Raw genomic sequence first — 25,499 nt, forward strand, 5'->3', positions numbered from 1 at the left:
TTTTACTTCTATTCAATAGTGTTTTATATTCGCAGAATGTTTTAGAAAGTGCGATGACGAAGTATGCAGAGAAGAATTGAATTTGTACAGCAAAAGCATAACTGAATTAAATTAAAAAACAAAAATGAAAAAAATTACCATTGCTATTGATGGATTCTCATCAACAGGAAAAAGCACTTTGGCAAAACAATTAGCAAAAGAGCTTGAATATGTTTATGTCGATACCGGAGCGATGTACCGTGCAGTTGCCTATTTTGCAATGCAAAAGCAGTTTATTGGAGCTGATTTTTTTGACAAAAATGCTTTAAAAGAATCGTTACCTAAAATTCAGCTGGAATTTAAGTTTAATGTTGATTTAGGTTTTGGGGAAATGTACCTGAATGGTGAGAACGTCGAAAAACAAATCAGAACTATTGAAGTTTCTAATTTTGTAAGTAAAGTAGCAGAAGTTTCTGAAGTACGTTCTAAATTGGTAGAACAACAACAAGAAATGGGAAAAAACGCAGCAATTGTAATGGACGGTAGGGATATAGGAACAGTTGTTTTCCCGAATGCAGAACTTAAAATTTTCATGACAGCCAGCGCTGAGACCCGTGCACAAAGACGTTTTGATGAATTACAGCAAAAAGGTGATAACGTATCTTATGAAGATGTTTTGAAAAATGTAGTAGAAAGAGATCATATCGATACGCACCGTGAAGATTCTCCTTTAGTGATTGCAGATGACGCCATAGAAATAGATAATTCTTACTTAAGCAGAGAAGAACAGTTCGCTGCTGTTTTAGAATTAGTAAATGATGTTGTAAAAACGAATTAAATTTTTGTAGATATTTATTTTAATGGTAGTTTTACCGCTTCATTTATTATTCAAAAGACAATTTCATCATATGGGAATTAAAAACAGGTTGATTATAATGAGCTTTCTTCAATTTTTTGTTTGGGGAGCCTGGCTTATAACAATTGGAAATTATTGGTTTGGAACTAAAAATTGGGAAGGAACCCAATTTGGTCTTGTCTTCGGAACCATGGGAATTGCTTCTTTATTCATGCCTACTCTTACCGGAATCATTGCCGACAGATGGGTAAATGCTGAAAAATTATATGGTTTCCTGCATATAATTTATGCCTTAGTTTTATTTGGTATCGCACAAGTTACTACACCGGATAATTTTATATATGTAATGTTTGCTGCAATGTGTTGCTATATGCCTACAATTGCATTGAGTAATTCGATATCGTATACTTCGCTAAAATTAAATAATAAAAACATAGTAAAAGATTTTCCCCCAATTCGTGTTTGGGGAACTATTGGCTTTATTGCTGCAATGTGGATCACTAATTTAAGTGGAAGCAAGGCAACAGAGTATCAGTTTTATATTGCCGGAGTTGGTGCGTTGATTCTTGGATTTTACGCTTTTACATTGCCAAAATGTAAACCACAACGTCTAACAAAAGAAGATGCTACATTAACAGAAACTTTAGGCTTAGAAGCTTTTAAGTTATTTGGAAATTATAAAATGGCTTTGTTCTTTGTGTTTTCTATGTTTTTAGGAGGTGCTTTGCAATTAACAAATGCTTACGGAGATGTATTTTTAGATGAATTCAAACATTTTCCTAAATATGCAGATTCTTTTGTAATTCAGTATTCGACTATTATTATGTCGATCTCTCAGGTATCTGAAACGTTATTTATTTTGGCGATTCCGTTTTTCTTAAGACGTTTTGGAATCAAACAAGTCATGTTGATTAGTATGCTGGCTTGGGTGTTGCGTTTCGGGTTATTTGCATTTGGAGATCCTGTAGGAGGTTTATGGATGATTATCATGTCATGTATTGTATACGGTATGGCATTTGATTTCTTTAATATCTCAGGTTCATTATTCGTAGAAAGCAATACCGATTCTAAAATACGTTCATCGGCTCAGGGATTATTCATGATGATGACCAATGGAGTAGGAGCTGTCTTAGGAAGTTTAACCTCTGGTTGGGCGATTGATCGCTTCTTTACCAAATCATTTGGCAATACAACTGAATTAGCTGGATTTTTACAAACAGAAACTACAAATTCTAAAATGCTTGATTTTGTAAAAGGACAAGGGAATTCAATTACTAGAGATGGAATTTTTGCAGAGCCAATTTTAATGAAAGACTGGCACACGATCTGGTTGTCGTTTGCAGCTTATGCGTTGGTTATCGCAATTGCTTTTGCGATTTTGTTTAAACACAAACATGACCCTAAGGAAATAGAAAATTTGAGTCATTAAAAGCTTATAAATTATATTTAAAAACCCGCTTTCTATTTATCGAAAGCGGGTTTTTCTTTTTTTTGTTTATATGTATATTTGATTATTTATCTTTAGAGTATAATATGCACAGTTAAGAAAAAACAATTCCACCTTTTAGGGCTATAAGCTCAAAACCAATAGTATTACTGAATTTTATCTTTGGTTTATTCTGGGTCTGTTTTGTTCTTTTTTTCGTTGCAGGAATTGTCTTTTTACTTTTTAGCTCCCAAGAAGAAATGGGGTTAGATGTAATTGCTTCCGTTTTTTTGTTTTTGATCTTTTTTATTGCTTTAGCAGGTATAGTAGTATTGCTGATTTATTCCAGAAAAAAAATGTCTACCACTACTATAATCGACCAAAAAGGAATTCGGTATTTGAATACATTTAATAACAGAATTGCCAAAGATTTACCCTTGAGCAGTTTTGCTAAAAGAGAAAAGCTGGAGCATGTTTTTGAACCTCCCAAATATGATATTACATCGACAAGACCAATGAAATCATTATACGATCAGTTTTATTGGCCGGTTTTGATTGATAATAAGGTAATAGTTCATAATGACGCTTTTTTAGGAAGACTTTTTTTTGCCATGTTTTATGCAAATCGATTAGAGTTGATAAGAACATTTTTATTAGGAGTTGAACATAATCGTCCTGATATTACTGTTGACCCTGTTATTTTTCCGAATCACTATATTGATCCGGAAAACTCTAGTATTGATTATAGGCAACAAAAACGTACCAGAATTATGTCTGCCGTGTTTTTTATTTTGGTTTTGGGACTTATTTATTATTTTGTTGATTAATAAATAAAGTTATTTTAAAGAAGCGATCAAATCTTCGACTTGCTTTTTTTGATGAGCATATTTTTGCTGCAGATCAGAACCTTCTCCCATTCGGTTGTAGTATTCGAGGGCTTTGTTGGCGAAGAATTTTTTATGAAAGTTGGATATTTGGGGAATTTGTGGAAACTGAGTATGAAAATTCATTTCGTAATAGGCCTGCCATTCTCTTTCATTTTTATCTAATACATATGGCTTTTGAGTTTTTTGATTCACGTGCACCATTTCGTGAGCAATTAAAACAAGCATTAATTCTAAAGGAAATTCGAAAGTATTTTTAGGAATTCGGATGATTTGTGGTTGTCCAAAATCGCCTTCAGTGGTCATTAAGATAAAATCAGGCTTGGCGCTTTCTCTAAATTCGAATCCTTTTAAGTTTTTGTTGTTGAGATTGTATTTTTTCAAAAGCCAGTAAACAGCATTGATGACTTGTCCGTTTTTATGGAACGCATCTATTTGTAGTTTTATTTCGTCGAGAGTTCTAAGCATTATATAAAAGTAAGAATTTTGAAATTTTCCATTATCATTTAAACTATTAAAACTTATTATTTAAATTCGCTTTTTCAGTTTTGAATTAAGGAAACAAATAAATATGAAGTACGAATTAGTTTTTGATGAAGTTGTTTATAATAATCAAATGGATTTATTGTTTGATATTACCTGGAAACGAAAGATTTCATATTATAAAAACTCCCAATATTTAGGTATCCTTTTAATTGTAACGGGAGTTGCTTTAATTTATAATCGACCAAATATATTTGGAATTGGTTATTTTTTATTAATTTTTGGATTGTCTAATTTTATTCCATTTGTTTATTATTATTTGAAAATCAAATCACAATACAAGAAATTTGAGAGTGCTAAAATAAAATATAATGATAGTTTTAAAGATGTAGAGATTGCTACATTAGAACTGACGGAGAAATCCTGGATAATGAATTTTGAAAATCATACAATAGTTACTGATTGGGAAAATTTTGGTGTTCACTTTGTTAAAGAAGATAACCTTATTTTAATTACTAAAGATTATCGGCCTTATATATTAGGAGAGATTGAAGTAGGAACAGAGAACTTTCGACAAATAATTTCTTTTGTAGAGAAAAAAATAAAAGTGGAAAATAAATAATTATCTAAGGATAGTTACGCGTAGTAAACCTGTCGGGTTTGTTACAGAACTAATTTAAGAATCTAAAGTTCTTAAAAACAATAAAAACTCTAATATACCCCCGATAGAGCGGTTATCCTTTTATGGTGGGGTTCACCATAAAAGATAAGAGTGAAAGCGGGACTTCAGGTCTTGAAAACCCTTAAAATTGCTGCTGCTGAACAATAGACTGATTATCATATCGAATTGTTTTGCTATTACAAATAAATGTATTACTTTTGCAAACCTTTTGGCAGAGAAGAGTTTCCATTAGGTATCAACTATTTATGTAAAACAACTTCTGTTTTTTCTATCGCTTTATGAAACTCAAGAAAAGCAGAATACAAATTTTTTATCAGCATGTCTGAACAATTAAAATCACAAGAAGAGTTTTTAGCAAATTTTAACTGGCATAACTTCGAAGAAGGTATCGATGCAGTAGATGAGAAAAACTTACAAGAATTCGAAGACTTAGTATCAAAAACTTTCATCGCTACAGATCAAGAAGAAGTAGTTGAAGGTGTAGTTGTTAGAATTACAGATAGAGACGTTATCGTTGATATCAATGCAAAATCGGAAGGTGTTATTTCTTTAAACGAATTCCGTTACAACCCAAACTTAAAAGTTGGTGACAAAGTAGAAGTATTAATCGACATCCGTGAGGACAAAACAGGTCAATTAGTATTATCTCACAGAAAAGCACGTACTATTAAATCATGGGATAGAGTTATTTCTGCAAACGAAACAGGAGAAATCGTTAATGGTTTTGTAAAATGCAGAACTAAAGGTGGTATGATCGTTGACGTTTTTGGAATTGAAGCTTTCTTACCAGGATCTCAAATTGACGTTAAGCCAATTAGAGACTACGATGTATATGTAAACAAAATGATGGAATTCAAAGTGGTAAAAATTAACCACGAATTCAAAAACGTTGTTGTATCTCATAAAGCGCTTATCGAGGCTGATATCGAAGTACAGAAAAAAGAAATCATCGGTCAATTACAAAAAGGACAAGTATTAGAAGGTGTTGTTAAAAACATTACTTCTTATGGTGTGTTCATTGACTTAGGTGGTGTTGACGGATTAATTCACATTACTGACCTTTCTTGGAGTAGAATCAACCACCCAAGTGAAGTTCTTGAATTAGACCAAAAATTAAACGTTGTAATCCTTGATTTCGATGATGAGAAAACAAGAATTCAATTAGGATTGAAACAATTAAACGCTCACCCATGGGATGCTTTAGATGCTAATTTAACTATTGGTGATAAAGTAAAAGGTAAAGTAGTTGTAATCGCTGATTACGGTGCATTTATCGAAGTTGCTGAAGGTGTTGAAGGTTTAATTCACGTTTCTGAAATGTCATGGTCTACTCATTTACGTTCTGCTCAGGATTTCGTAAAAGTTGGAGATGTTGTTGAGGCTGTTATCTTAACTTTAGATAGAGATGACCGTAAAATGTCATTAGGTATCAAACAATTGACTCAAGATCCATGGACTGATATTACTTCTAAATACCCAGTAGGTTCTAAACATACAGGTATCGTTAGAAACTTTACAAACTTTGGTATTTTCGTAGAATTAGAAGAAGGAATTGATGGATTAATCTACATTTCTGACCTTTCTTGGACTAAGAAAATCAAACACCCATCTGAATTTGTAAATGTTGGTGAGAAACTTGATGTAGTTGTATTAGAATTAGATGTTGAAGGACGTAAATTATCTTTAGGTCACAAACAAACTACTGCTAATCCTTGGGATCAATACGAAGATTCTTTCGCTGTAGGAACTATCCACAATGGTGAAATTTCTGAAATCGTTGACAAAGGAGCTACTGTAGAATTCGGAGATGATATCGTTGCTTTCATTCCTACTCGTCACCTTGAAAAAGAAGACGGAAAGAAATTGAAAAAAGGTGATACTGCTGATTTCAAAGTAATCGAATTTAATAAAGAATTCAAAAGAGTAGTTGCTTCTCACACTGCTATCTTCCGTGAAGAAGAAGAGAAAAACGTGAAAGCTGCAACTGAAAATACTTCATCTAACTCTTCTACAAATGCACCAGCTGCAACTTTAGGAGATAATAATGATGTATTAGCTGCATTGAAAGCTAAAATGGAAAAAACTGAGAAAAAATAATTCTTAAGTTTATCTAAATACAGAGAGTCCCACAGCAATGTGGGACTTTTTTTGCTTTATACTTTTGCTTTTAATATGTTTTAACAAAAAAAGTTGTGTTATAATCATAAAAAGTTATTTTTGTTCGAAAATACCCCTTTATGAAAAAAATCTACTCTTTGGTTTTGTTTTTATATTTTTTTAATGGTTTGAATGCGCAGGTTATTAATTTTCCTGACGCTAATTTTAAAGCTAAGTTGCTGGCTGCAAATTCTAATAATACAATTGCATCGACACAAACACCGCTTTATATTACTGTTAATGGTATTTGGTCAGTTTCATCTTATCAGCCAATAGACACCAATAATAATGGTGAAATCGAAGTTAGCGAAGCACTAGCTATAAAAAGATTAGATGTAAGCGGTACATCAATTAGTGATTTAAGTGGTATTGAGAATTTTACAAATCTTATTTATTTGAGTTGTGGCGTTAGCAAATTAACAGACTTAAATGTTTCGGCTTTAGTTAATTTAAAGGGTTTAAATTGCAGATCTAGTCAATTATTAAGTATTAACATTTCGGGTTTAACTAATTTGCAAGAATTACACTGTAATGATAATCAGTTGACAAGTTTGAATGTTTTGAATTTGACTAATTTAAGAACTTTATATTGTCCAAATAATAAATTATCTAGTTTAGATACTTCAGGCTTAAATAATTTAAGAGAAATCTATTGTAACAATAATCTACTGTCAAGTTTGAATGTTTTGAATTTAGTTAAATTAGAACGTTTGGATTGTTATTCTAATTTACTATCAAATTTAGATGTGACTGGTTGTGTCAATTTACTTAAATTAAGCTGCTTTTTTAATAAATTATCTAATTTAAGTGTCTTAGAATGTAACAATTTGCAAGAAATTAAATGTGATTATAATAAACTATCAAGTTTAAATGTTTCCAATTTAATTAGGTTGCAAGGTTTGTTTTGTACAAATAATGAATTAATAAATTTAAATACCACACGTTGCACAAATTTGACAAACTTACATTGTTATCAAAATCAACTGGCTGAATTGGATCTTTCAGGTTTAACTGCTTTGACAGATTTAAGGTGTTTTAATAATAATTTATCGAGTTTAAATATTTCGAATTTAACTAATTTAGAATTTTTATCTTGTGAATACAATAAATTAACAAGTTTGAACCTTTCAGCTTTATCTAAGATGCAGGGTTTAAGTTGTCAAAATAATGAACTAAAAAGTTTATTCATTAAAAGTAATAATTTAAGATGGCCTACTTTAGATTTTCAAAACAATGATAATTTAGTATACGTTTGCGCAGACGAAGAAGATCTGGCCTTAGTGCAGAGTAAAATTGATCAATATGGTTATTCAGCTACTTGTAACGTAAATTCTTATTGTACTTTTGTTCCAGGAGGTACCTTTTATGTTATTCAGGGTAATACTCGTTTGGATATGAACAAAAATGGTTGTGACGCTTTGGACATTGTTTATCCATATCTAAACTTTAAAATTGCAAACGGTATAACAAATGGAAATTTTATTGCAAATGCCTCAGGAAATTATTCTATTCCGGTTCAGGCAGGAAATCATAATATAACTCCAATTTTAGAAAAACCTACCTATTTTAATATTTCTCCCACAGCGGCTACACTAACTTTTCCAGCTAAAACAAGTTCAGTTGCTCAAAATTTTTGCATAACAGCAAATGGTAATCATCCGGATCTAGAAATTGTTTTACTTCCCTTAGAACCGGCAAGACCTGGTTTTGATGCAATGTATAAAATTGTTTATAAAAACAAAGGAAATATTGAACTATCAGGTTCTATTAATCTGAAATTTGATGATAATATTTTAGATTACATTTCTTCAAACACATCATTAGCAAGTAAAAAAGCTGATAATATAGAATGGAATTTTAGTAATTTAAAACCTTTCGAAAGTAAAGAAATTTTATTTACTATAAGTGTAAACAAACCAACAGAAACTCCTGCGGTAAATGCAGGGGACATTTTAAAATTCACAACAACGGTTACATCTCAGGATAGAGATGAAACTCCTTTAGATAATACTTTTGCTTTAAATCAAATTGTAGTAGCTTCTCACGATCCAAACGATAAAACGTGTCTTGAAGGTGATGTAATTACCCCCAATTTAATTGGCGAATATGTTCATTATATGATTCGTTTTGAAAACACAGGAACCTATAAGGCTCAGAATATAGTAGTAAAAGATATGATCGATTTATCTAAATTTGATCTATCAACATTAATTCCAACAAGTTCAAGCCATTCATTTGCAACTAAAATTTCAGAAGAAAACAAAGTAGAATTCATTTTTGAAAACATCAATCTTCCTTTCGATGACGATAGTAATGACGGTTATGTCGCTTTTAAAATTAAAACAAAACCAACCTTAAAAGTAGGTGATTCATTTACTAATGATGCTAATATTTATTTTGATTATAATTTCCCAATCTTAACCAATAAAGCAACTTCTACATTTAAAACATTAGGAACTCAAGATTTTGAATTTTCAAATTATTTTACTTTTTATCCAAACCCTGCACATGATATTTTGAATATTGGGACTAAGCAGGATATAGAAATACAATCCTTTGCAATTTATGATATTTTGGGGCAACTGGTAATTGCGGTTCCAAATGCAAGAACAGTTTCTAATATTGATGTTTCAAAGCTTAGAACCGGCAGTTACTTTATAAAAGTAAAGTCGGATAAAGGAAGTTCAGATATGAAATTTATTAAGAACTAACAATTTAATTCTAAACAGAAAGTCCCAAATAGCGGGGCTTTTTTGATTTATATTTTTAGTTTTAAGATGTTTTAACAAATAAAGTTGTGTTATTATCTTAAAAAGTTATTTTTGTGTAAAATTTCCTTATATGAAAAAAATCTACTTTTTAGCTTTGGCGTTATGTTTCTTTACTGGTTTGAATGCGCAGGTTATTACTTTTAACGACATTCGCTTTCAAGATCTGTTGCTTAGCTCATCTGAAAGCGGAGGCCCTGCAAAAGATATCAACGGAAATTATATTAGGGTGGATACAAACAATAATAATTTGATTGAAGAATCTGAAGTACTGCCAATTGCTTACTTAAAAATGGATTCGCGCTATCTTACTAATCTTACTCAGATCTCAAAATTTATAAATCTAGTTGAGCTTGACGTGACTTCAAACGGATTGACCGCTTTGAATTTGACCGGTTTAAATAATCTTAAAATAGTTAAATGTGCCCGTAACCAAATAAAAACCTTGAATGTGACCGGACTAACCAAAATTGAGGTTTTAGATTGTAGTTATAATGCAATTCCAACTTTGGACTTTAAGGATTTCACGGCTCTGAAAAATTTAGATTGCAGCAACAGTTCAGTGGTAGCGTTAGACCTGACAAATTGTACTGCTATAAAAAATCTTATAATTAATAATAACAGTATCAGTGTTTTAAATGTTTCCGGTTTTAAAAATCTTGAAGTACTGAATTTAGGTAGTAATTCCGTTAAAACTTTAGATACATCAAATTTAACAGCTTTAAACACCCTAACTTTTTACGGTAATCCGCTAACAAGTTTAAATACCGCAAATTGTACTGCTTTAAAATTTATCAGTGTAGCGGACCACAAAATTAGTGACGCAAATATATCGGGCTGTACCGCCCTAGAGACGCTAGATGTGAGATATTGCAGTATTGATAAACTGACCGTCGAAAATTGTACAGCTCTTACTGCTATAAGCGGGTTTGATTCTATGGGCTATGTAACAAATTTGAATCTTACAAATTGTAAAAACCTTACGGCAATTATCATGGTTAATTTTGGAGTTAAAAATCTTAATCTATTGAATTGTAGTGCTCTTACAACTTTAGAATGTACTAAAATTAACGTAGAAACAATTAATTTATCAGGCTGTTCAAGTTTAAAAACTTTAGTAGCCGATAACAATATGTTGCAACAATTAGATTTGTCTGACTGTGTTAATCTTGAAAAATTAGTCGCCAAATCTAATAAGCTTACGGTTTTAAAAGTTGCAGGAAGCAAGCTTAAAGAGCTTTCCTGTTCTAATAATTTATTAACCGATTTAAATCTATCAGGCCAAAGTCAACTTGTAAGCTTAAGTTGTTACGAAAATAAACTGGCAAATATTAATATTACAGGATTAACCAGTTTAAAAACGTTTATTTGCTATAGGAATCTTTTAACCAACTTAAATGTGTCGCAACTTTCAGAACTACAAGAGTTTGACTGTAGCTTTAATAACCTTGTCAGCTTAAATACAAGCAAATTGGTTAAATTAAATAAGTTTTCATTTACAAATGGAAACTATGTCTTAGCAGATTTAAACGTTTCGGGTTGTATTTTATTAGAACAATTGATAATCGCAAATCCAATTGTAGTAGGTGATTTTAGTGGTTGTACAGGATTGAAATCCTTCACACTTACAAATATTACCAATACAGGTTTTGGTAAACTTTCTAACTTAAATTTATCCGATTGTACCAGCTTGGTAATTGCCGAGATTAAATCAAGAGTTATTGGAAATTTGGATGTTTCAAATTGTAGTGCCTTAAATGATTTAAATGTAAGCTGGGGCGCTGTTGACAAGCTTAGTTATACTAATACAACGAAGGCAACCAATCTCTATTTTTATTATATTACTTTTCCAATTGATTTGGATTTAAGAGGATTTGACACCGTATCTTCTATTGTTTTTGATAATTGTACCGCTCCAAATATTAATATTTCTAACCTTGCCAATTTATCTAAAGTTTACGGACTTAGCAGATTAGAAAATGTTAACGCTTCAGGATGTCCAAAATTAGCCTTTTATACTATAGACACTAAAAATTTAAATTTGAGTGGTTGTAAAAGTTTGAAAACTTTATACTTTGATAATAATTCTCATATCGAAACATTAGATATCACAGGCTGCAGCAGTATCAATGATATACAAGTAAGTTATAAAGGATTTAAGTCTTTCCAATTTGCAGGCTGTGATATGTTGACCAAAATTGCATTGTACAATACTTTGCTAACCAATTTACCTATTACAAACTTGCCAAGTCTTGAGAACCTGGGAGTTTCAGATTCTAAAACATTAACTACTGTTACATTTTCTAATGTACCTAAACTTAAATCAGTTAGCATATATGACACAGGGGTTACTTCACTGGACCTTAAAGAAGTAAAAAGTTTGGAAACATTTTATGGAGCACGAAATCAATTGACAAATTTAGACATACAAGGACTTAGCAATATAATTGATTTAAGTTGCGAAGGAAACAAGTTAACCACTTTGGACACTAAAACATTAAAAAACATCAAAAAATTAAATTTTCAAGAAAATCAGATAAGTGAAATTAATTTAATTGATTTTAAGAATTTAACCACACTTACCTGCAGTGATAATAAATTGACAGAATTGAATTTAACAGGTTGCGGCAACATTAATTATCTAGTTTGCTTAAGAAATGAATTCACTACTTTAGATTTAAGATCCTTAACAAAACTGACAACTTTTAGTTGTGTTGAGAATAGTAAGTTAACTTCTATTTTTTTAAACAATCTGGATCGCGATGTACATATTGATTTTTCGTTACATTACAATCCAAATTTACAGTATATCTGTGTTGATGAGTCTAGAATTGCAGCTTTTCAAAAAGAAGTATATAGATTAGGATATTACACCTGTAATGTAAATTCATATTGCAGTTTTACTCCCAACGGAGCTTTTACTATGCTGCAAGGAAACACACGATTAGATGCAAACAATAATGGTTGCGAGGTGTCTGATATACCGGTTTCAAGTATAAAGTTCAAAATAAAAAGTAATTTGACCGAAGGTACGGTTATTTCAGACGCAACAGGATCGTATTCTTTTCCAATTCAAACAGGAAATTATGAAGTAAGCCCGATATTAGAAAATCCGGAATATTTTAATATTTCGCCTACAACTTTAATCGTAGCAACACCTGCAGAAACAACACCTTTGTTTCAGGATTTTTGTCTTACTGCTACAAATACGGAGAAAAAAGATTTAGAAGTTCAATTACTTCCTTTAAATAATGCCAGACCAGGATTTGATTCAAAATACAAACTAATTTATAAAAATAAAGGAAATGTAACGCAATCAGGCACTGTTAGCTTTAAATTCGACGATTCTATTTTAGATTATATATCTTCAAATATTGCTTTTTCAAAGCAATCTGTTGGTAATATTGAATGGAATTTTACCAACTTAAAGCCTTTTGAAAGTAGAGAAATAACCATTGTTTTTAACACAAATACTCCAACAGAGACTCCTGCTGTAAACAATGGTGATATTTTAAAATTTAGCGCTGCTGTCGCATCGCAGAATGTAGATGAAATGCCTTTAGATAATGCACTCAATTTAAATCAGACTGTTGTAGGTTCTTACGATCCAAACGATAAAACTTGTTTAGAGGGTTCAGTTATAACGCCAGTTTTAATAGGCGAGTATGTTCATTATATGATTCGTTTTGAAAATACCGGAAGCTACAAAGCACAAAATATTGTAGTAAAAGATATGATTGATTTATCAAAGTTTGATATTGCTACTTTAATACCAACAAGTTCTAGCCATTCTTTTGTGACTAAAATTTCAGAAGGAAATAAAGTAGAATTTATTTTCGAAAACATCAATCTTCCTTTTGATGATGCTAGTAATGACGGTTATGTTGCTTTTAAAATTAAAACAAAACCAACATTAAAAGTTGGAGATTCTTTTACAAATGATGCCAATATTTATTTTGATTATAATTTCCCTATTTTAACCAATAAAGCAACCTCTACTTTTAAAACATTAGCGACTCAGGATTTTGAATTCTCTAATTATTTTACTTTATATCCAAATCCTGCAAATGATATTTTAAATATTAACGCTAAGCAGGATATAGAAATACAATCGTTTGCAATTTATGATACTTTAGGGCAATTGGTAATCGCGATTCCAAATGCAAAAACAGTCTCTAATATCGATGTTTCGCAGCTTAGAACAGGTAATTATTTTATAAAAGTAAAGTCGGATAAAGGAAGTTCAAATATGAAATTTATCAAGAAATAACAGTTCATTTAGAACAAAAAGTCCCACAGCAATGCGGGACTTTTTTTTATGCATTTTTGTTTTTGATTTTCTTTATGAAATAGTACGCGGATGACACAGATCCGCAAGCGAAAATGCGAATAAAAACGGATTTTTGATTTTGTAGGTACAAGAAAAAGAGCCACTTTATGTTACAATGCAAAGTTATAAATTCAAGCAAATTTGAAATCTTTGACGAGTTGGAGTTTGGAGTTTTAATATTGAAGTTTTTTTAGGAGCTATATCCTGCTTTCCGGTCCAATCTTTTTATTTTTTAAAGGAAAAAATAAAAAGGATTTCCACTTCAATAAGGCCTAGGGCAGTCGTGTTCAAAAGATTATCTTGTAGCTAATAATTTTTCCTCTTCAGAAGTAAATTCATTTAGAATACTGTAATTATGAATGTTTAGTATCTTCATTTCATTTAAAATATTAACTAGATTCCCATAATTAGATTTTTGGCTTGGTTTAATAATTACAATTAATCCATTTTTAGGCTTCCCTAAGTTTTTAGAATATTCAAGCACAATTTTACTTTTACTAATTAATTCTTTACGAATTCCGTTTTTGCTATAATTGACTTTTTTTGGGGTTTCAATTGGGAAATTTATTAGTCCTGAATAAGTTACTATTTCGTCATTTTCGTCTAGTAATATTGTCAATATACGGTTTTCGTCTATATGTCTACAGCCAAAATATTCGCCGCAATCATCACAACCCGACATTCCATATTCTAAAACTTTAGGTTTTGCCAATTCAATTGTCACCATAAAAAAGATGATCAATAAAAAAGAAACACTCACCATTGCAGTTAAATCGACTCTTGTGCTTAACTTTTTACTTCTTACTTTTTTAGGTAGAGTTTGCATAGATTTTATAGAATTAAGTAAATTATTTAGTCGCTAATAAATTTGATTCTTCAGGTGTAAAATCATTTACAATAGTGTAAGTGTCAATTTTTGCAATTGCCATTTCATCAAGAATATCGACTAAATTTTTATAATTAGATTCTTTGCTTGGTTTGATAATAACAGTAATTCCTCTTCCGGGTTTTCCTAATTGAGCCGAATATTCAAGCATGTTTTTATTTCTTAATAAAAGTTCTTTTCTAATACCATCTTTACCATAGCTAATTTCTTTGACCGGAGCCATCGGATTTTCCATAAATCCCATGTAGGATATTAATTTATTATTACTTCCTAATAATAAAATAACAGTTCTTTCGCCACCACCACAACTGATCCATCTACCGTTACCGCAAGTCCAATCATTATCAGGCAAACTTAAATCAACCGCTTTTGGTTTAGATAACTCAATTGTCACCATAAAAAAGATGATCAATAAAAAAGAAACACTCACCATTGGGGTTAAATCGACTCTTGTACTTAACTTTTTACTTCTGATTTTTTTAGGTAGATTTTCCATAAATGATAAATTGATTTACTAAAGTTAACAATAAAATTAACATATTGATAAACCTGAATTTAAAAATAATCAAAATAATTTTAGGTATTAAAAGCTTGTTTTACAGCCTTTTTTGAAGATGTTTCAATGTTTTTAAAACTTTTTTGAAGATTTAATAAAACCAAAACAATTATTACCGCGTAAATGAGCTTATAACTTAAAATATTAATTATGAAAACTAGAAAATTTTTAGCCGTAGCAATCTTAGCATTAGGATTTGGATTTACATCATTTGCGCAAAAAACTGTAATGGTTGGTGGAGCTGCAATGTACCCAAACAAAAATATTATTGAAAATGCCGTAAACTCAAAAGACCACACTACACTTGTAGCTGCTGTAAAAGCTGCTGATTTAGTAGAAACATTACAAAGTAAAGGACCATTCACCGTTTTTGCCCCAACAAATGCTGCGTTTGACAAATTGCCAGCAGGAACTGTAGCAACATTATTGAAACCTGAAAACAAAAAAATGCTGCAAACGATCTTGACCTATCATGTTGTTGCAGGAAAAATGAATGCTTCTGATATTGCTAAAGCAATAAAAGCAGGAAAAGGAAAAGCAACTCTTAAAACGGTTAGCGGTGGAATTCTTACTGCATGGATGAAAGGAAAAGATTTATACATCACTGACCAAAGCGGAAACAATTCTAAAGTTACCATTGCAGATGTGAATCAATCTAATGGTGTAATTCATGTTGTAGATACTGTATTATTGCCTAAAAAATAATAGCTGTTTTATAAAAAAAAAGCAATAATTAAAAATTCCAAATCCCAACTTTTAAATTGGAATTTGGAATTTTAATTATTAGAAGTTTTGTAGCTTATCTTTTAGCGGTTAATGTTGATCCGGCCGAAGCAATAACAACGCAAAATACAGCCACAATTTCATAAATATTAAGCTTTTCCTGCAAGAATATAAAAGCGCAGATAGAAGCTGCCGCTGGTTCTAAGCTCATTAAAATACTAAAAGTTCGTGGTGGAAGCTGTCCTAAAGCTTTCATCTCAAGTGTAAACGGAATTGCGCTTGACAAAAGCGCCAACGCTATACCCATGCCAAAAAGCTTTGGAGTAAGATGCGACAGTCCGTTTTCGTAAATACCAAAAGGGAGGATTAAAATTGCCGCAAATAACATTCCGGTTGATACAGCCTGGCCACCATTCATAATTTGAGAAATCTTTCCACCCAAAACTATATAGGTAGCCCATAATGCACCAGCCAAAAGCGCAAAGAAAACTCCTAAAAGATCGATACCTTCATTTGTCCAGGGAGCGATTAAAGCGATTCCGATAGCTGCTAATATCACCCAGCAATAATCTACCAGTCGTTTTGAGCCAATTATAGCCAACAGTAAAGGTCCTACAAATTCTAGCGTAACGGCCAGTCCTATAGAGATTCTTTCTATTGCTAAATAAAAAATTAAATTCATTGCACCCAAACATAAACCATAGGGAACGACTATTTTCCATTGTTTTGGCGTGATTGCTTTTAGATTGGGTCTGTAAGCCAATAGTAAAATTACAGCCGATAACCCAATTCGGATAGAGGCGGTTCCGGCAGCTCCAATTGTGGGAAATAAACTTTTGGCAATTGCAGCTCCGCATTGTACGCTTACAATCGCTAAAAGCACAGCGTAAATAGGAGGGATATTAAAATCTTTGTTTTTCATTAGAAATAATTGATGCGATAAGAAATGTATTTACGAAGTAATAATTTCTATCTCAAGAGGTATTGTTGAAATTAACCTCAACTCTTTAATATAAGGATGGGGATATTTTGATTATTGCAATGCGCGTTTTGTAACAAAAGCACGATAACCAATAATAGCCATTTGCCATTTTTTTGCTTTCGAAATGTCTAAACCTTGTTTGGTAAAGCTAGGTAAAAGGACTTTATTGATTTTGGCTAAAATTTTATACATGGCATTTTAATTTTTGCAAAGATATAAAAAAAGACTTTGCGGTTGGGCAAAGTCTTTTTTATGAATATTTTACGCAATAAAAGATGATTATTTCCAGCTTTTATGATTTCTTCTGTAAAAGTTTGTCAATCTTCTCCAGCATTAGTTTTGCATTAGCATTATCAGGTCTTAGTTCTAATGCCTTTTTATAATTTTCTTTTGAAATTTCGAACTGATTGTTTCTAAAATAACCATCAGCCAGACTATCATATGCATTTCCGGATTTTGGATTTTCTATTGTATTTAATTCTAAAACTTTAATGCCGTCACTTATTCTTCCGTGATCGATTAAGGTATAACCAATAAGATTTAATCGGTACTGAAAATCCCAGCCGGGATGGCTTTTTTTTGTATCTAAATAATTTTTCTTTGCTTCTTCGATATTTAATTTTAAAAAGTTCTGATTGATTTTTTCACCGGTAAGATAGTAGTCATCTGTTAATTTTTTATCTACAATTGCCGCGACATGGTTTATTACCTGACTCTGCACATACAACGAAGAATATCTATGTCCGTTTGCTAAAAATATAATTGTTAATTTATTATCAGGAAATTTTCTAAATGCCGTTTCATTTCCTCCCGTAAAGCCATAAGAAAGAATTTTATTTACAGGAACAATTTCCCAGCCGTAAGCAAAGCGATCTGTATTGTTGGCAAATGCAAAAGGCTTCCACATCGAATATTTAGTTTCTTTATTAAGGTAAACATCTTTATCCAGATTTTCGTTCCAGCGTATAAAGTTCTGTAAAGTAATGTTTAAGCCATTGGCAGAATGTGCATCAAACCCAAAATTTGAAATGCTTTTTGTATAATTCTTTGTTTTGATATCATAATTATAGCGAGGAGCACTATTAGGAAAATTTTCTCCAAAATTAGATGAAAAATAAACCCCTGATTGTATTGCAGGAAACTGATTTTGCAAAATATAATCTTCAAGAGTTAAACTGGTAATTTTCTCTATAATTTTGGTTAGAAATAAATAATTGGTCTGATTATAACTGTATTCATTTCCAGTAACAAATTCCATTGGTTTTTTAGATAAAATCGCCAATTTTTCTTCAAAAGGCAATGTAATCTTTATGTCCTCAAACATGATAATATTAGGTAATCCGGAAGAATGGGACAACAAATTCTTGACCTGTATCTTTTGCCATTCATTGGGCAGATTGTCCAGGTATTTAGAAATAGGATCTTCTAATGATAATTTTCCCTTTTCGATAAGCTGAAACACGCCAACATTAGTAATAAGTTTAGTTGTAGAGAAGAGTTTAAAAGCAGTGTTTTTATCCACTGCTTTATTTTCTTCCAGAGAGGCTTTCCCAAAATATTTTTCATAAATAACTTTGCCGTCTTTTATAACACCCAATGCTACTCCGGGGATTTCATTTATTTGTATTACTTCTTTAATGTAATTGTCAATTTTTTGTTCGATTAATTGATCTTCATTTTTTTGACTAAATGACCAATTAAAAACCAATAGGAGAGAGGCTAGTAAAAATGAGTTTTTCATGTATGATTTGGGATATTTCCTGAATTAAGATTTTTTGCTTTGTGTTTCAATTCTTTTGAAATCTTTTTCATGTTCTTTCATACTTTTCTCATACACTTTCATGTCTTTTTCAAATTGCTCCATCTTTTTTTCAAATTCGGCTCCAAATTGCTTTTCGATAATGGCGCTATATTTATCCATTTCTACTTCAAATTTTCCCATTGCAACTTCGAACTTTTCCATTTCTTTATCATACCCAAGTTCACGTTTTGCCATGATTTGATCTACTTGCTTTTCATAAGCAGCCATTTGTGGCTCAATAAGGCTCATTTTTTTATCAAATTCCTCCATCTTTTTTTCGAAATTTTTCATTGCAACTTTATCCTCAGGATTTTTTGGCGCTACCGGAGGTTTTGGCATTTTTGACATATTAGGCGGCGGAGGAAGATATAATTCCTTTGGCAATACAGGTGCTACCGGAGCTATAGGTGCTGGTGGTAATGATGCTGTTGACGGAGGTGTAGGCGGAACTGGTGGAGCAATCATACCCTGGCTATTATATTCTCTTACTTCTGCAACGTAATTTTCATCAGTCATTGCGCTGTCACTATCCCCATCCGCAAATAAATTGATTTTTTTAGAACCATTATCTTCCGTAATAATTACAATACCACAATTTTTAATCGCTTTATCTCCTTCAACCTGAAAAGTTTGTACTTCTCCTGTTCCTTTTTTAATATCGACTTTAATAGCTGTCAATTCGTTAGCTGAATTTCTTTTCACATCAGATATTACAACATCAACATTATGGTTTTGTTTTGCTTTTTGTACTATTTCTTTTAATTCCTGATCTGTTGTTGATTTTTTAATATTGTAAACATCTGTTTGACTTTCTTTCCCGGCAACTTCTTTTAGTTCTTTTCGTTCTTTTTCCTGTGCTATTATATTAATTTGAAATAAAAACACAAAAGCTACAAGCGCAGGAATTATAGCATAATACTTCCAGTAATTTCGCTTTTTTGATTGATTTTTGTTTAACATGACAATTCGTTTTTTGATTAATGATTGATAAAAATGATTGGTAATGGCAACACAACTTTCGTGTGTTGTAATTTTTAAAAGCGTGTATTGGTACGCTTTCTTGTCGGATATTTTTTTGGCAGCTTCGCTATCTGCAATAAATTCAAGATTTTGCAGAATAGCTTTTTTGTACAGCCAAATTATTGGATTGAACCAAAACAGCACACAAAATACGCGCGAAATCAAGACGTCTATAGTATGATTCTGATCACTATGTACTTTTTCGTGTTCAATAATATTTTCTAATTCTGATGCTGTATACATTGATGAGTTGTATACGATATAATCAAAATAAGAAAACGGAGCAATGTTTTCGTTAATATCTACAAATTTAAAATCAGCTTGTTGTTGTACTTTTTTACCTTTTAGAACAGAATTTAAGCTGTAAAAATCAAGGACAAACTTTATGACCAGGGCAAGAAAACCAAGTATGTAAATAGCTAGCAGAACATAATTCCAATTAATTTCAAAAGATTCATTTTCAATAGTATGAATTGGAATCTGAGAAAAATTTAAATTTGAAACGCCATAAGTTTTTTGATCTAAAGCCAAAACTTCAACAGCAGCAGGTTCAACCCAAACAATCTTGTTGTATACTACAAATGGTAAAATTACCGAGGTGATCAAACCTGCCAGTAAAAACCATCTGCTGCTGGTAAAAAATGTTTCTTTGCGCAATAAAAAATAATAAGCGCAATAAAACAGTACTAGTAATCCACTGGATTTTGCGATAAAGGTGAAAAGTGCTTCCATAAAGATTATTTTACTTCTTGTGGAGTTTCAATCATAGCTAAGATCTCACGTAATTCTGCAGCCGAAATTTTCTCTTCTTTAGCAAAAAATGAAACCATATTTTTATATGAACTATTAAAATAGTTGTCAATGGCAGTATTCATATACTTTTTGCTATAAGCTTCCAGTGTAATTACTGGATGATACTGATGCGTGTTTCCAAAAGCATTGTGCCCTACAAAACCTTTTTCTTCAAGATTGCGTACAATTGTCGAAAGCGTGTTGTAATGCGGCTGGTCTTCCGTAATCTCTGCCTGTATCTCTTTTACGAATGCTTTTTTAAGCTTCCATAAAATGTGCATGATTTCTTCTTCTTTATTGGTTAACTTTTGCATGATTATTAGATTTTACGCAACAGAAACTATTCTTTTTTAGTTTCTATTACAATTACTCCGTTTTTACCTTCTTCACCATATTTTTTTGAAGCTTCAGGACCTTTAAAAACACTCATAGATTTAATATTAAGCTCCTGAAGTTCTTCTGTACTTTTATTTGTAGTAATTACAACGCCATCTACAATTACTAAAGGCTCTCCTTTTTGTGTATTATCTCCACCTGAAGATACTGTTATAACAGTTCCGTTTTTAACGTTACTATCTATATTATAGCTATAAGAAGTAGCTGCATCTGTACTTACAGTATTTGTACTAGTACCTGAACTAGTATTTTTATCATTAATATGATTAGTTTTAGCATTTTTATCAGAATTAGTATTGCCGTTGGTATTTTGTTTTATTGTTATTGTTTTACTGGTTCTTTGATCTTTATTTGTTTCATCACCAGTTTGAAAACCTACCTGTTTCTTTCCGTCTTTATCGGTTGTAACAATTATTCCGAAATCTTTAATAGGTTTAGTTCCTCCCGTTTGGATAGATTGTGATATCTGGTCGCCATTTTTGATATCAATTTTAAGCGAAGTCAGATCACTTTCGGCATTTCTTTTTATGTCAGAGACTTCAAAAACAATATTGTGATTTGATTTTAATTTCTCTTTTATATCTTTTAATTCTGCGTCTGTACTATTCTTTTTAATTTTATACACATCCACAGACTTAATTTCTCCCGAAAGATCTTTTATAATCTGTTGTTTTTCTTTTGCAATTACTTCAACCTGAAATAAAAGTACAAAAGCCACAAGTGCCGGAAGTATCACATAGAACTTCCAGGAATTTCTCTTTTTTGATTGTTTTTTGTTTAACATAATGATTCGTTTTTTGATTAATGATTGATAAAAATGATTGGTAATGGCAACACAATTTTCGTGTGTTGTTATTTTTAAAAGCGTGTATTGATACGCTTTTTTGTCGGATATTTTTTGTGCGGCTTCATTATCTGCAATAAATTCAAGATTTTGCAGAATGGCTTTTTTGTACAGCCACATAATAGGGTTGAACCAAAACAAGACACAAAATATTCTTGATACTAAAACATCTATGGTATGATTTTGCTCGCTGTGTACTTTTTCATGTTCCAAAATGCTTTCTAACTCTGAGGCGCTGTACAGTGATGAGTTATACACGATATAATCAAAGTAAGAGAAAGGGGCAATATTTTCGTTGATATCTACAAATTTAAAGTCAGCTTGTTGTTTTATCTTTTTGCCTTTTAGTACAGAATTTAAACTATAAAAATCAAACGCAAACTTTATTACTAAGGCCAGAAATCCTATAGTATAAACAGCTAATAAAGTTAAATTCCAATCGACCGTTAGAGATGTAGCCGCATTGACTTGTGGTGTATTAATTTGAAAATTATCAGACAAAAGCGGAGTAGGATCGACCCAAACAGTTTTTGTATAAACCAAAAAAGGCAGAACAATAGAAGTGACTAACCCAGCCAATAAAAACCATCTGTTACTGCTAAAAAAAGTTTCTTTGCGCAGTAAAAAATAGTAAGTACAATAAAACAATACAAGCAATCCGCTTGATTTTGCGATAAATATGAAAATTGCCTCCATAATAATTATTTTTCTTCTTTTGGATTTTCAATCATGGCTAAGATTTCACGTAATTCGGCTGCTGAAATTTTCTCTTCTTTAGCAAAAAATGAAACCATATTTTTATACGAACTATTAAAATAGTTGTCGATCGCAGTCTTCATATACTTTTTGCTATACGCTTCTAAAGTAACTATTGGATAATACTGGTGCGTATTTCCAAATGCATTATGACCCGCAAAACCTTTTTCTTCAAGATTGCGCACAATCGTAGAAAGTGTGTTGTAATGTGGTTGATCTTGAGTTATCTCTGCCTGTATTTCTTTTACGAATGCTTTTTTAAGTTTCCATAAAATTTGCATGATTTCCTCTTCCTTGTTGGTTAACTTTTGCATGTTTTCTAATTTTAATTCAAACCTACAACTATTTTTTTAGTTACGCAACTATAAAAATAGTTATTTAACTAAAAAATACGTTTGGATAGAGTTGAGAGCATGAAAACGGGGGTAAAATCGCCAGATGAGTACCTGCAGAGAAAATATTCAGAGAACTTTCTCTTTGTGCAATGCCTTCTTAATCCATAAACAACAAAGCGTTGCAATAACTCCAATACAAGCCATGAAGAACCAATTGATTTGATAACCTAATCGGGAGATGATTTCAAATCCAACTTTAGAGCTAATAATATGCGCCAAACTAAAACTCATAGTATATAATGCCATATAACGGCCTTCCTGACCACGTGGAGCACGACTCAGTGCGAAAGCATTCGAAAACGGAAAAGTCAAAATTTCTCCAATCGAAATACAAATCATACTAATAACAAGAATTCCTGCCCAAACATTTATCAATAATAAAAAGAAACTCAGCGACATTATAAATGATCCAAGAATAATAATCCTGATTTTAGGAAATCCTTTTCTTTCCATAAAACCAACCGTTGGCATTTCAAGAGCAAAGATCAGCAATCCGTTTAAGGTCATTAATAATCCGGTTTGAAATTCGCTTAAACCAAATTTCTCATTATGGTATAAAGGTAAAGTGGTAAAAAGCTGGAAGAAAATCATAGCCGTTACAAAACTCACAAACAAGAAGACCCAAAAGATTTTATCATGAAAAACCGATTTTATTTCGGCAGCACTTTCGGTTTTATCTTCATGAACCGTTTTTTTCTTTTCCTTAACCAATAAAGCAAAAATAGAAATCGAAATAATACATGAAGCCCCATCAACCCAGAACAAACCTGAATATCCAATTCCCATAATAATCAAACCACCTAAAGCAGGACCGGCAGCAAAACCTAAATTTACCGCAAGACGCACTAAAGTCAAAGCTCTTGTTCTGTTTTCAGGTTTGGCATAAGCACCAAGCGAAACAAACATTGCTGGACGAAACATATCTGCAATGGTCATTAAGACAAACATGGCAATGCACAATGTCCAGAAAGTTGTAACATATTGTATAAAGAAAAGTGAAACCCCACTGGTAAATAAACTAAAAATCATGATGCGGTAAAAACCAATTTTATCAGATAATTTTCCGCCCAACCACGATCCTAACATCGATCCTAAACCAAAAGCCACCATAATCCAACCCACTTGATTATAAGTAAATTGAAGATCTTCTTTTAAATATTTGGATAAAAAGGGAAGAACCATCGTTCCGGCACGATTGATAAAAGTGACAATTGTAAGTATCCAAATTTCTCTTGAGAATCCTTTAAAATTATTGATGTAGTGACTAAAAGCGGTCTTGAGCATTATAAATAAGTTATTTGCAACAAAGTTACAAAACTTTGTAGGGATCACAGGTTGCTGCTTTGTTACTTTTAAACTATTTTTGCTCAAAATTTCAAAGATGAAAAATGTTATTGCTTTCTTAGTATTACTGATGATGAATTTTTGTTTTGGACAAAATAAATTCGATCAAAAAGAAGCTGAAAAATTTCACAAGACCATTAATAGTGAATATGCTGATCCTAAAACAAGTCCGTTGATGGAAGAAGATTTAAAGACTTTTAAAACTTTAGATTTTTATCCTATAAACAGTAAATATTTTGTGAACGCGAAATTCGAAAAAGCACAAAATGAAAAAGTTTTCGAAATGAAAACTACAGGAACCAGAACACCAAAGTACATTAAATATGGAACTTTATATTTTACTATAGATGGCGTTGCACTTAAGCTGAATGTATATAGAAATATAGAACTTTCGAAAACTAAAGAATATAAAGATCATTTGTTTCTGCCTTTTTCAGATTTAACTTCCGGAAAAGAAAGTTATATAGGAGGAAGGTATATCGACCTGAAAATCCCGAAAGGAAATACAATTGCTGTTGATTTTAATCAGGCTTATAATCCGTATTGTGCTTATAATCATAAATATTCTTGTCCGCTTGTTCCTCTAGAAAATGATTTGAATGTCGAAATAAAAGCTGGCGTTAAAACATTTCATTAATGGAATTCTTTAATTTTCATACTCATCAGTTTACGAATCAACCGAATATATTGGAGTTGGTCAATCAATATCCAAATGAATTTGATGACTCGATTCCGTTTTATTCTATAGGCATTCACCCGTGGTATATTAAGGAAGATCAAATTGATGGAGACCTCAGAATTATTGAGGAAAAACTACAGACACAAAATTGCCTGGCCATTGGCGAATGTGGTTTAGACAAACGAATTGAAATTCCGTTGGAACAGCAAATTATAGTTTTTGAAAAACAACTGGCTTTGGCCGAACAATATAAAAAGCCGGTGGTAATACATTGTGTTGCCGCTTTTCAGGAAGTGATTGGCATTAAAAAGAAAATGAAAATTTCAGTGCCAATGATTATTCATGGTTTTTCTAAAAATAGTCAAATCGCCAATCAGTTAATTACGGCAGGGTTTTATCTTTCATTTGGGAAATATTTATTAAAAAATCCGGATTTAAAAACGGTATTTCAGAATACCCCAAACGATCGTTTTTTTCTTGAAACAGATACAGTTGAAGAAAGTATTAAGCAAGTCTATGATCTGGCATCAGAATATAAAAATATAACAATTAATGAATTACAAGAGGTTATCTCAAGTAATTTTGCAGCTGTGTTTGTGAAGGGGAAAGTATAGGAAAGAGAATGGAATATAGAGAATAGAATATAGAGAAAGATAATAGAGAAAGATAATAGAGAAAGAAGCAAGATTAATGATTGGGCTTTTAAAAGCCGGGGAATTAAACTTGGAACAAATTATTAAAACAAATAAAAAATAACAAA

General features: G+C 31.5%; 21 protein-coding genes. 10 read left to right on the forward strand and 11 right to left on the reverse strand.

Annotation, left to right across the window (positions count from 1 at the left end):
- Positions 1 to 124 precede the first annotated feature (124 nt).
- The 3 genes from cmk to GIY83_RS07410 all read left to right on the forward strand — a co-directional run bounded on the left by cmk (position 125) and on the right by GIY83_RS07410 (position 3,088).
- Positions 125 to 817, forward strand: coding sequence for a (d)CMP kinase (cmk, locus tag GIY83_RS07400; RefSeq protein ID WP_208686098.1), 693 nt, complete (start codon positions 125 to 127; stop codon positions 815 to 817).
- A 70-nt stretch (positions 818 to 887) separates the two neighbouring features.
- The gene (locus GIY83_RS07405) at positions 888 to 2,264 is read left to right on the forward strand and encodes a nucleoside permease (RefSeq protein ID WP_194618247.1); all 1,377 of its coding nucleotides are present in this window, start codon (positions 888 to 890) and stop codon (positions 2,262 to 2,264) included.
- Between the two features lie 257 nt (positions 2,265 to 2,521).
- Positions 2,522 to 3,088 carry a hypothetical protein gene (locus GIY83_RS07410; protein ID WP_229029244.1) on the forward strand — a complete coding sequence of 189 codons (567 nt, stop codon included), beginning with the start codon at positions 2,522 to 2,524 and terminating at the stop codon, positions 3,086 to 3,088.
- Between the two features lie 9 nt (positions 3,089 to 3,097).
- Here the strand turns inward: GIY83_RS07410 and GIY83_RS07415 are convergent, their stop codons facing one another.
- The gene (locus GIY83_RS07415) at positions 3,098 to 3,613 is read right to left on the reverse strand and encodes a hypothetical protein (protein ID WP_194618160.1); all 516 of its coding nucleotides are present in this window, start codon (positions 3,611 to 3,613) and stop codon (positions 3,098 to 3,100) included.
- 103 nt (positions 3,614 to 3,716) lie between these two features.
- Between GIY83_RS07415 and GIY83_RS07420 the strand changes: the two genes are divergently transcribed.
- From GIY83_RS07420 to GIY83_RS07435, 4 genes are all read left to right on the forward strand, one after another.
- Positions 3,717 to 4,250, forward strand: a complete 534-nt coding sequence (locus tag GIY83_RS07420) for a hypothetical protein (RefSeq protein ID WP_194618161.1) — start codon at positions 3,717 to 3,719, stop codon at positions 4,248 to 4,250.
- A gap of 378 nt (positions 4,251 to 4,628) precedes the next feature.
- Complete coding sequence (rpsA, locus tag GIY83_RS07425) at positions 4,629 to 6,407, forward strand: 30S ribosomal protein S1 (protein WP_056253708.1); 1,779 nt, start codon at positions 4,629 to 4,631, stop codon at positions 6,405 to 6,407.
- A 140-nt stretch (positions 6,408 to 6,547) separates the two neighbouring features.
- A complete protein-coding gene (locus tag GIY83_RS07430; RefSeq protein ID WP_194618162.1) occupies positions 6,548 to 9,178 on the forward strand; it encodes a leucine-rich repeat domain-containing protein in 2,631 nt (876 codons plus the stop codon).
- A gap of 130 nt (positions 9,179 to 9,308) precedes the next feature.
- Positions 9,309 to 13,505 (forward strand): T9SS type A sorting domain-containing protein, encoded by a 4,197-nt coding sequence (locus GIY83_RS07435; RefSeq protein WP_208686103.1) that lies wholly within the window; start codon positions 9,309 to 9,311, stop codon positions 13,503 to 13,505.
- Between the two features lie 355 nt (positions 13,506 to 13,860).
- Here the strand turns inward: GIY83_RS07435 and GIY83_RS07440 are convergent, their stop codons facing one another.
- Together GIY83_RS07440 and GIY83_RS07445 are read right to left on the reverse strand one after the other, a co-directional pair.
- Positions 13,861 to 14,391, reverse strand: a complete 531-nt coding sequence (locus tag GIY83_RS07440) for a biopolymer transporter ExbD (protein WP_194618164.1) — start codon at positions 14,389 to 14,391, stop codon at positions 13,861 to 13,863.
- Positions 14,392 to 14,413: 22 nt separating this feature from the next.
- Entirely contained in the window at positions 14,414 to 14,947 is a 534-nt protein-coding gene (locus tag GIY83_RS07445; protein ID WP_208686105.1) for a biopolymer transporter ExbD, read from the reverse strand.
- Positions 14,948 to 15,157: 210 nt separating this feature from the next.
- Between GIY83_RS07445 and GIY83_RS07450 the strand changes: the two genes are divergently transcribed.
- A complete protein-coding gene (locus GIY83_RS07450) occupies positions 15,158 to 15,712 on the forward strand; it encodes a fasciclin domain-containing protein (protein WP_194618166.1) in 555 nt (184 codons plus the stop codon).
- 94 nt (positions 15,713 to 15,806) lie between these two features.
- On the opposite strand, the gene GIY83_RS07455 is transcribed toward GIY83_RS07450, so the two are convergent.
- The 8 genes from GIY83_RS07455 to GIY83_RS07490 all read right to left on the reverse strand — a co-directional run bounded on the left by GIY83_RS07455 (position 15,807) and on the right by GIY83_RS07490 (position 24,000).
- The gene (locus GIY83_RS07455) at positions 15,807 to 16,652 is read right to left on the reverse strand and encodes a DMT family transporter (protein WP_194618167.1); all 846 of its coding nucleotides are present in this window, start codon (positions 16,650 to 16,652) and stop codon (positions 15,807 to 15,809) included.
- A 111-nt stretch (positions 16,653 to 16,763) separates the two neighbouring features.
- Positions 16,764 to 16,904: an SsrA-binding protein gene (locus tag GIY83_RS07460; protein ID WP_194618168.1), complete on the reverse strand. Its 141-nt coding sequence runs from the start codon at positions 16,902 to 16,904 to the stop codon at positions 16,764 to 16,766.
- A gap of 100 nt (positions 16,905 to 17,004) precedes the next feature.
- Positions 17,005 to 18,453 carry a serine hydrolase domain-containing protein gene (locus GIY83_RS07465; protein WP_208686107.1) on the reverse strand — a complete coding sequence of 483 codons (1,449 nt, stop codon included), beginning with the start codon at positions 18,451 to 18,453 and terminating at the stop codon, positions 17,005 to 17,007.
- 24 nt (positions 18,454 to 18,477) lie between these two features.
- Positions 18,478 to 20,265, reverse strand: a complete 1,788-nt coding sequence (locus GIY83_RS07470) for a M56 family metallopeptidase (RefSeq protein WP_208686109.1) — start codon at positions 20,263 to 20,265, stop codon at positions 18,478 to 18,480.
- A 5-nt stretch (positions 20,266 to 20,270) separates the two neighbouring features.
- Complete coding sequence (locus GIY83_RS07475) at positions 20,271 to 20,639, reverse strand: BlaI/MecI/CopY family transcriptional regulator (RefSeq protein ID WP_194618171.1); 369 nt, start codon at positions 20,637 to 20,639, stop codon at positions 20,271 to 20,273.
- A gap of 26 nt (positions 20,640 to 20,665) precedes the next feature.
- Positions 20,666 to 22,261: a M56 family metallopeptidase gene (locus GIY83_RS07480; RefSeq protein WP_208686111.1), complete on the reverse strand. Its 1,596-nt coding sequence runs from the start codon at positions 22,259 to 22,261 to the stop codon at positions 20,666 to 20,668.
- Between the two features lie 5 nt (positions 22,262 to 22,266).
- Entirely contained in the window at positions 22,267 to 22,635 is a 369-nt protein-coding gene (locus tag GIY83_RS07485) for a BlaI/MecI/CopY family transcriptional regulator (RefSeq protein ID WP_208686113.1), read from the reverse strand.
- Positions 22,636 to 22,782: 147 nt separating this feature from the next.
- Positions 22,783 to 24,000, reverse strand: a complete 1,218-nt coding sequence (locus GIY83_RS07490; protein WP_208686115.1) for an MFS transporter — start codon at positions 23,998 to 24,000, stop codon at positions 22,783 to 22,785.
- A 97-nt stretch (positions 24,001 to 24,097) separates the two neighbouring features.
- On the opposite strand from GIY83_RS07490, the gene GIY83_RS07495 reads away from it, so the two are divergent.
- Both GIY83_RS07495 and GIY83_RS07500 read left to right on the forward strand, forming a co-directional pair.
- Complete coding sequence (locus GIY83_RS07495; protein WP_194618175.1) at positions 24,098 to 24,697, forward strand: DUF1684 domain-containing protein; 600 nt, start codon at positions 24,098 to 24,100, stop codon at positions 24,695 to 24,697.
- A complete protein-coding gene (locus GIY83_RS07500; RefSeq protein ID WP_194618176.1) occupies positions 24,697 to 25,353 on the forward strand; it encodes a TatD family hydrolase in 657 nt (218 codons plus the stop codon). Before GIY83_RS07495 ends, GIY83_RS07500 begins: the two co-directional genes overlap by 1 nt.
- Positions 25,354 to 25,499 lie beyond the last annotated feature (146 nt).

Origin of the sequence: Flavobacterium sp. SLB02 (assembly GCF_009664855.1) — a bacterium.
In the GTDB taxonomy this organism is placed as follows: Bacteria; Bacteroidota; Bacteroidia; order Flavobacteriales; family Flavobacteriaceae; genus Flavobacterium.

Excerpts from the sequence above, each read along its gene's own strand:
- GIY83_RS07455 (WP_194618167.1), bottom strand. The coding sequence starts at position 16,652 with ATGAAAAACAAAGATTTTAATATCCCTCCTATTTACGCTGTGCTTTTA.
- rpsA (WP_056253708.1), top strand. The coding sequence starts at position 4,629 with ATGTCTGAACAATTAAAATCACAAGAAGAGTTTTTAGCAAATTTTAAC.
- GIY83_RS07500 (WP_194618176.1), top strand. The coding sequence starts at position 24,697 with ATGGAATTCTTTAATTTTCATACTCATCAGTTTACGAATCAACCGAAT.
- GIY83_RS07440 (WP_194618164.1), bottom strand. The coding sequence starts at position 14,391 with ATGCAAACTCTACCTAAAAAAGTAAGAAGTAAAAAGTTAAGCACAAGA.
- GIY83_RS07460 (WP_194618168.1), bottom strand. The coding sequence starts at position 16,904 with ATGTATAAAATTTTAGCCAAAATCAATAAAGTCCTTTTACCTAGCTTT.
- GIY83_RS07430 (WP_194618162.1), top strand. The coding sequence starts at position 6,548 with ATGAAAAAAATCTACTCTTTGGTTTTGTTTTTATATTTTTTTAATGGT.
- GIY83_RS07415 (WP_194618160.1), bottom strand. The coding sequence starts at position 3,613 with ATGCTTAGAACTCTCGACGAAATAAAACTACAAATAGATGCGTTCCAT.
- GIY83_RS07495 (WP_194618175.1), top strand. The coding sequence starts at position 24,098 with ATGAAAAATGTTATTGCTTTCTTAGTATTACTGATGATGAATTTTTGT.
- GIY83_RS07465 (WP_208686107.1), bottom strand. The coding sequence starts at position 18,453 with ATGAAAAACTCATTTTTACTAGCCTCTCTCCTATTGGTTTTTAATTGG.
- GIY83_RS07480 (WP_208686111.1), bottom strand. The coding sequence starts at position 22,261 with ATGGAGGCAATTTTCATATTTATCGCAAAATCAAGCGGATTGCTTGTA.
- GIY83_RS07445 (WP_208686105.1), bottom strand. The coding sequence starts at position 14,947 with ATGGAAAATCTACCTAAAAAAATCAGAAGTAAAAAGTTAAGTACAAGA.
- GIY83_RS07405 (WP_194618247.1), top strand. The coding sequence starts at position 888 with ATGGGAATTAAAAACAGGTTGATTATAATGAGCTTTCTTCAATTTTTT.
- GIY83_RS07470 (WP_208686109.1), bottom strand. The coding sequence starts at position 20,265 with ATGGAAGCACTTTTCACCTTTATCGCAAAATCCAGTGGATTACTAGTA.
- cmk (WP_208686098.1), top strand. The coding sequence starts at position 125 with ATGAAAAAAATTACCATTGCTATTGATGGATTCTCATCAACAGGAAAA.
- GIY83_RS07475 (WP_194618171.1), bottom strand. The coding sequence starts at position 20,639 with ATGCAAAAGTTAACCAATAAAGAAGAAGAAATCATGCACATTTTATGG.
- GIY83_RS07485 (WP_208686113.1), bottom strand. The coding sequence starts at position 22,635 with ATGCAAAAGTTAACCAACAAGGAAGAGGAAATCATGCAAATTTTATGG.
- GIY83_RS07450 (WP_194618166.1), top strand. The coding sequence starts at position 15,158 with ATGAAAACTAGAAAATTTTTAGCCGTAGCAATCTTAGCATTAGGATTT.
- GIY83_RS07435 (WP_208686103.1), top strand. The coding sequence starts at position 9,309 with ATGAAAAAAATCTACTTTTTAGCTTTGGCGTTATGTTTCTTTACTGGT.
- GIY83_RS07410 (WP_229029244.1), top strand. The coding sequence starts at position 2,522 with ATGGGGTTAGATGTAATTGCTTCCGTTTTTTTGTTTTTGATCTTTTTT.
- GIY83_RS07420 (WP_194618161.1), top strand. The coding sequence starts at position 3,717 with ATGAAGTACGAATTAGTTTTTGATGAAGTTGTTTATAATAATCAAATG.
- GIY83_RS07490 (WP_208686115.1), bottom strand. The coding sequence starts at position 24,000 with ATGCTCAAGACCGCTTTTAGTCACTACATCAATAATTTTAAAGGATTC.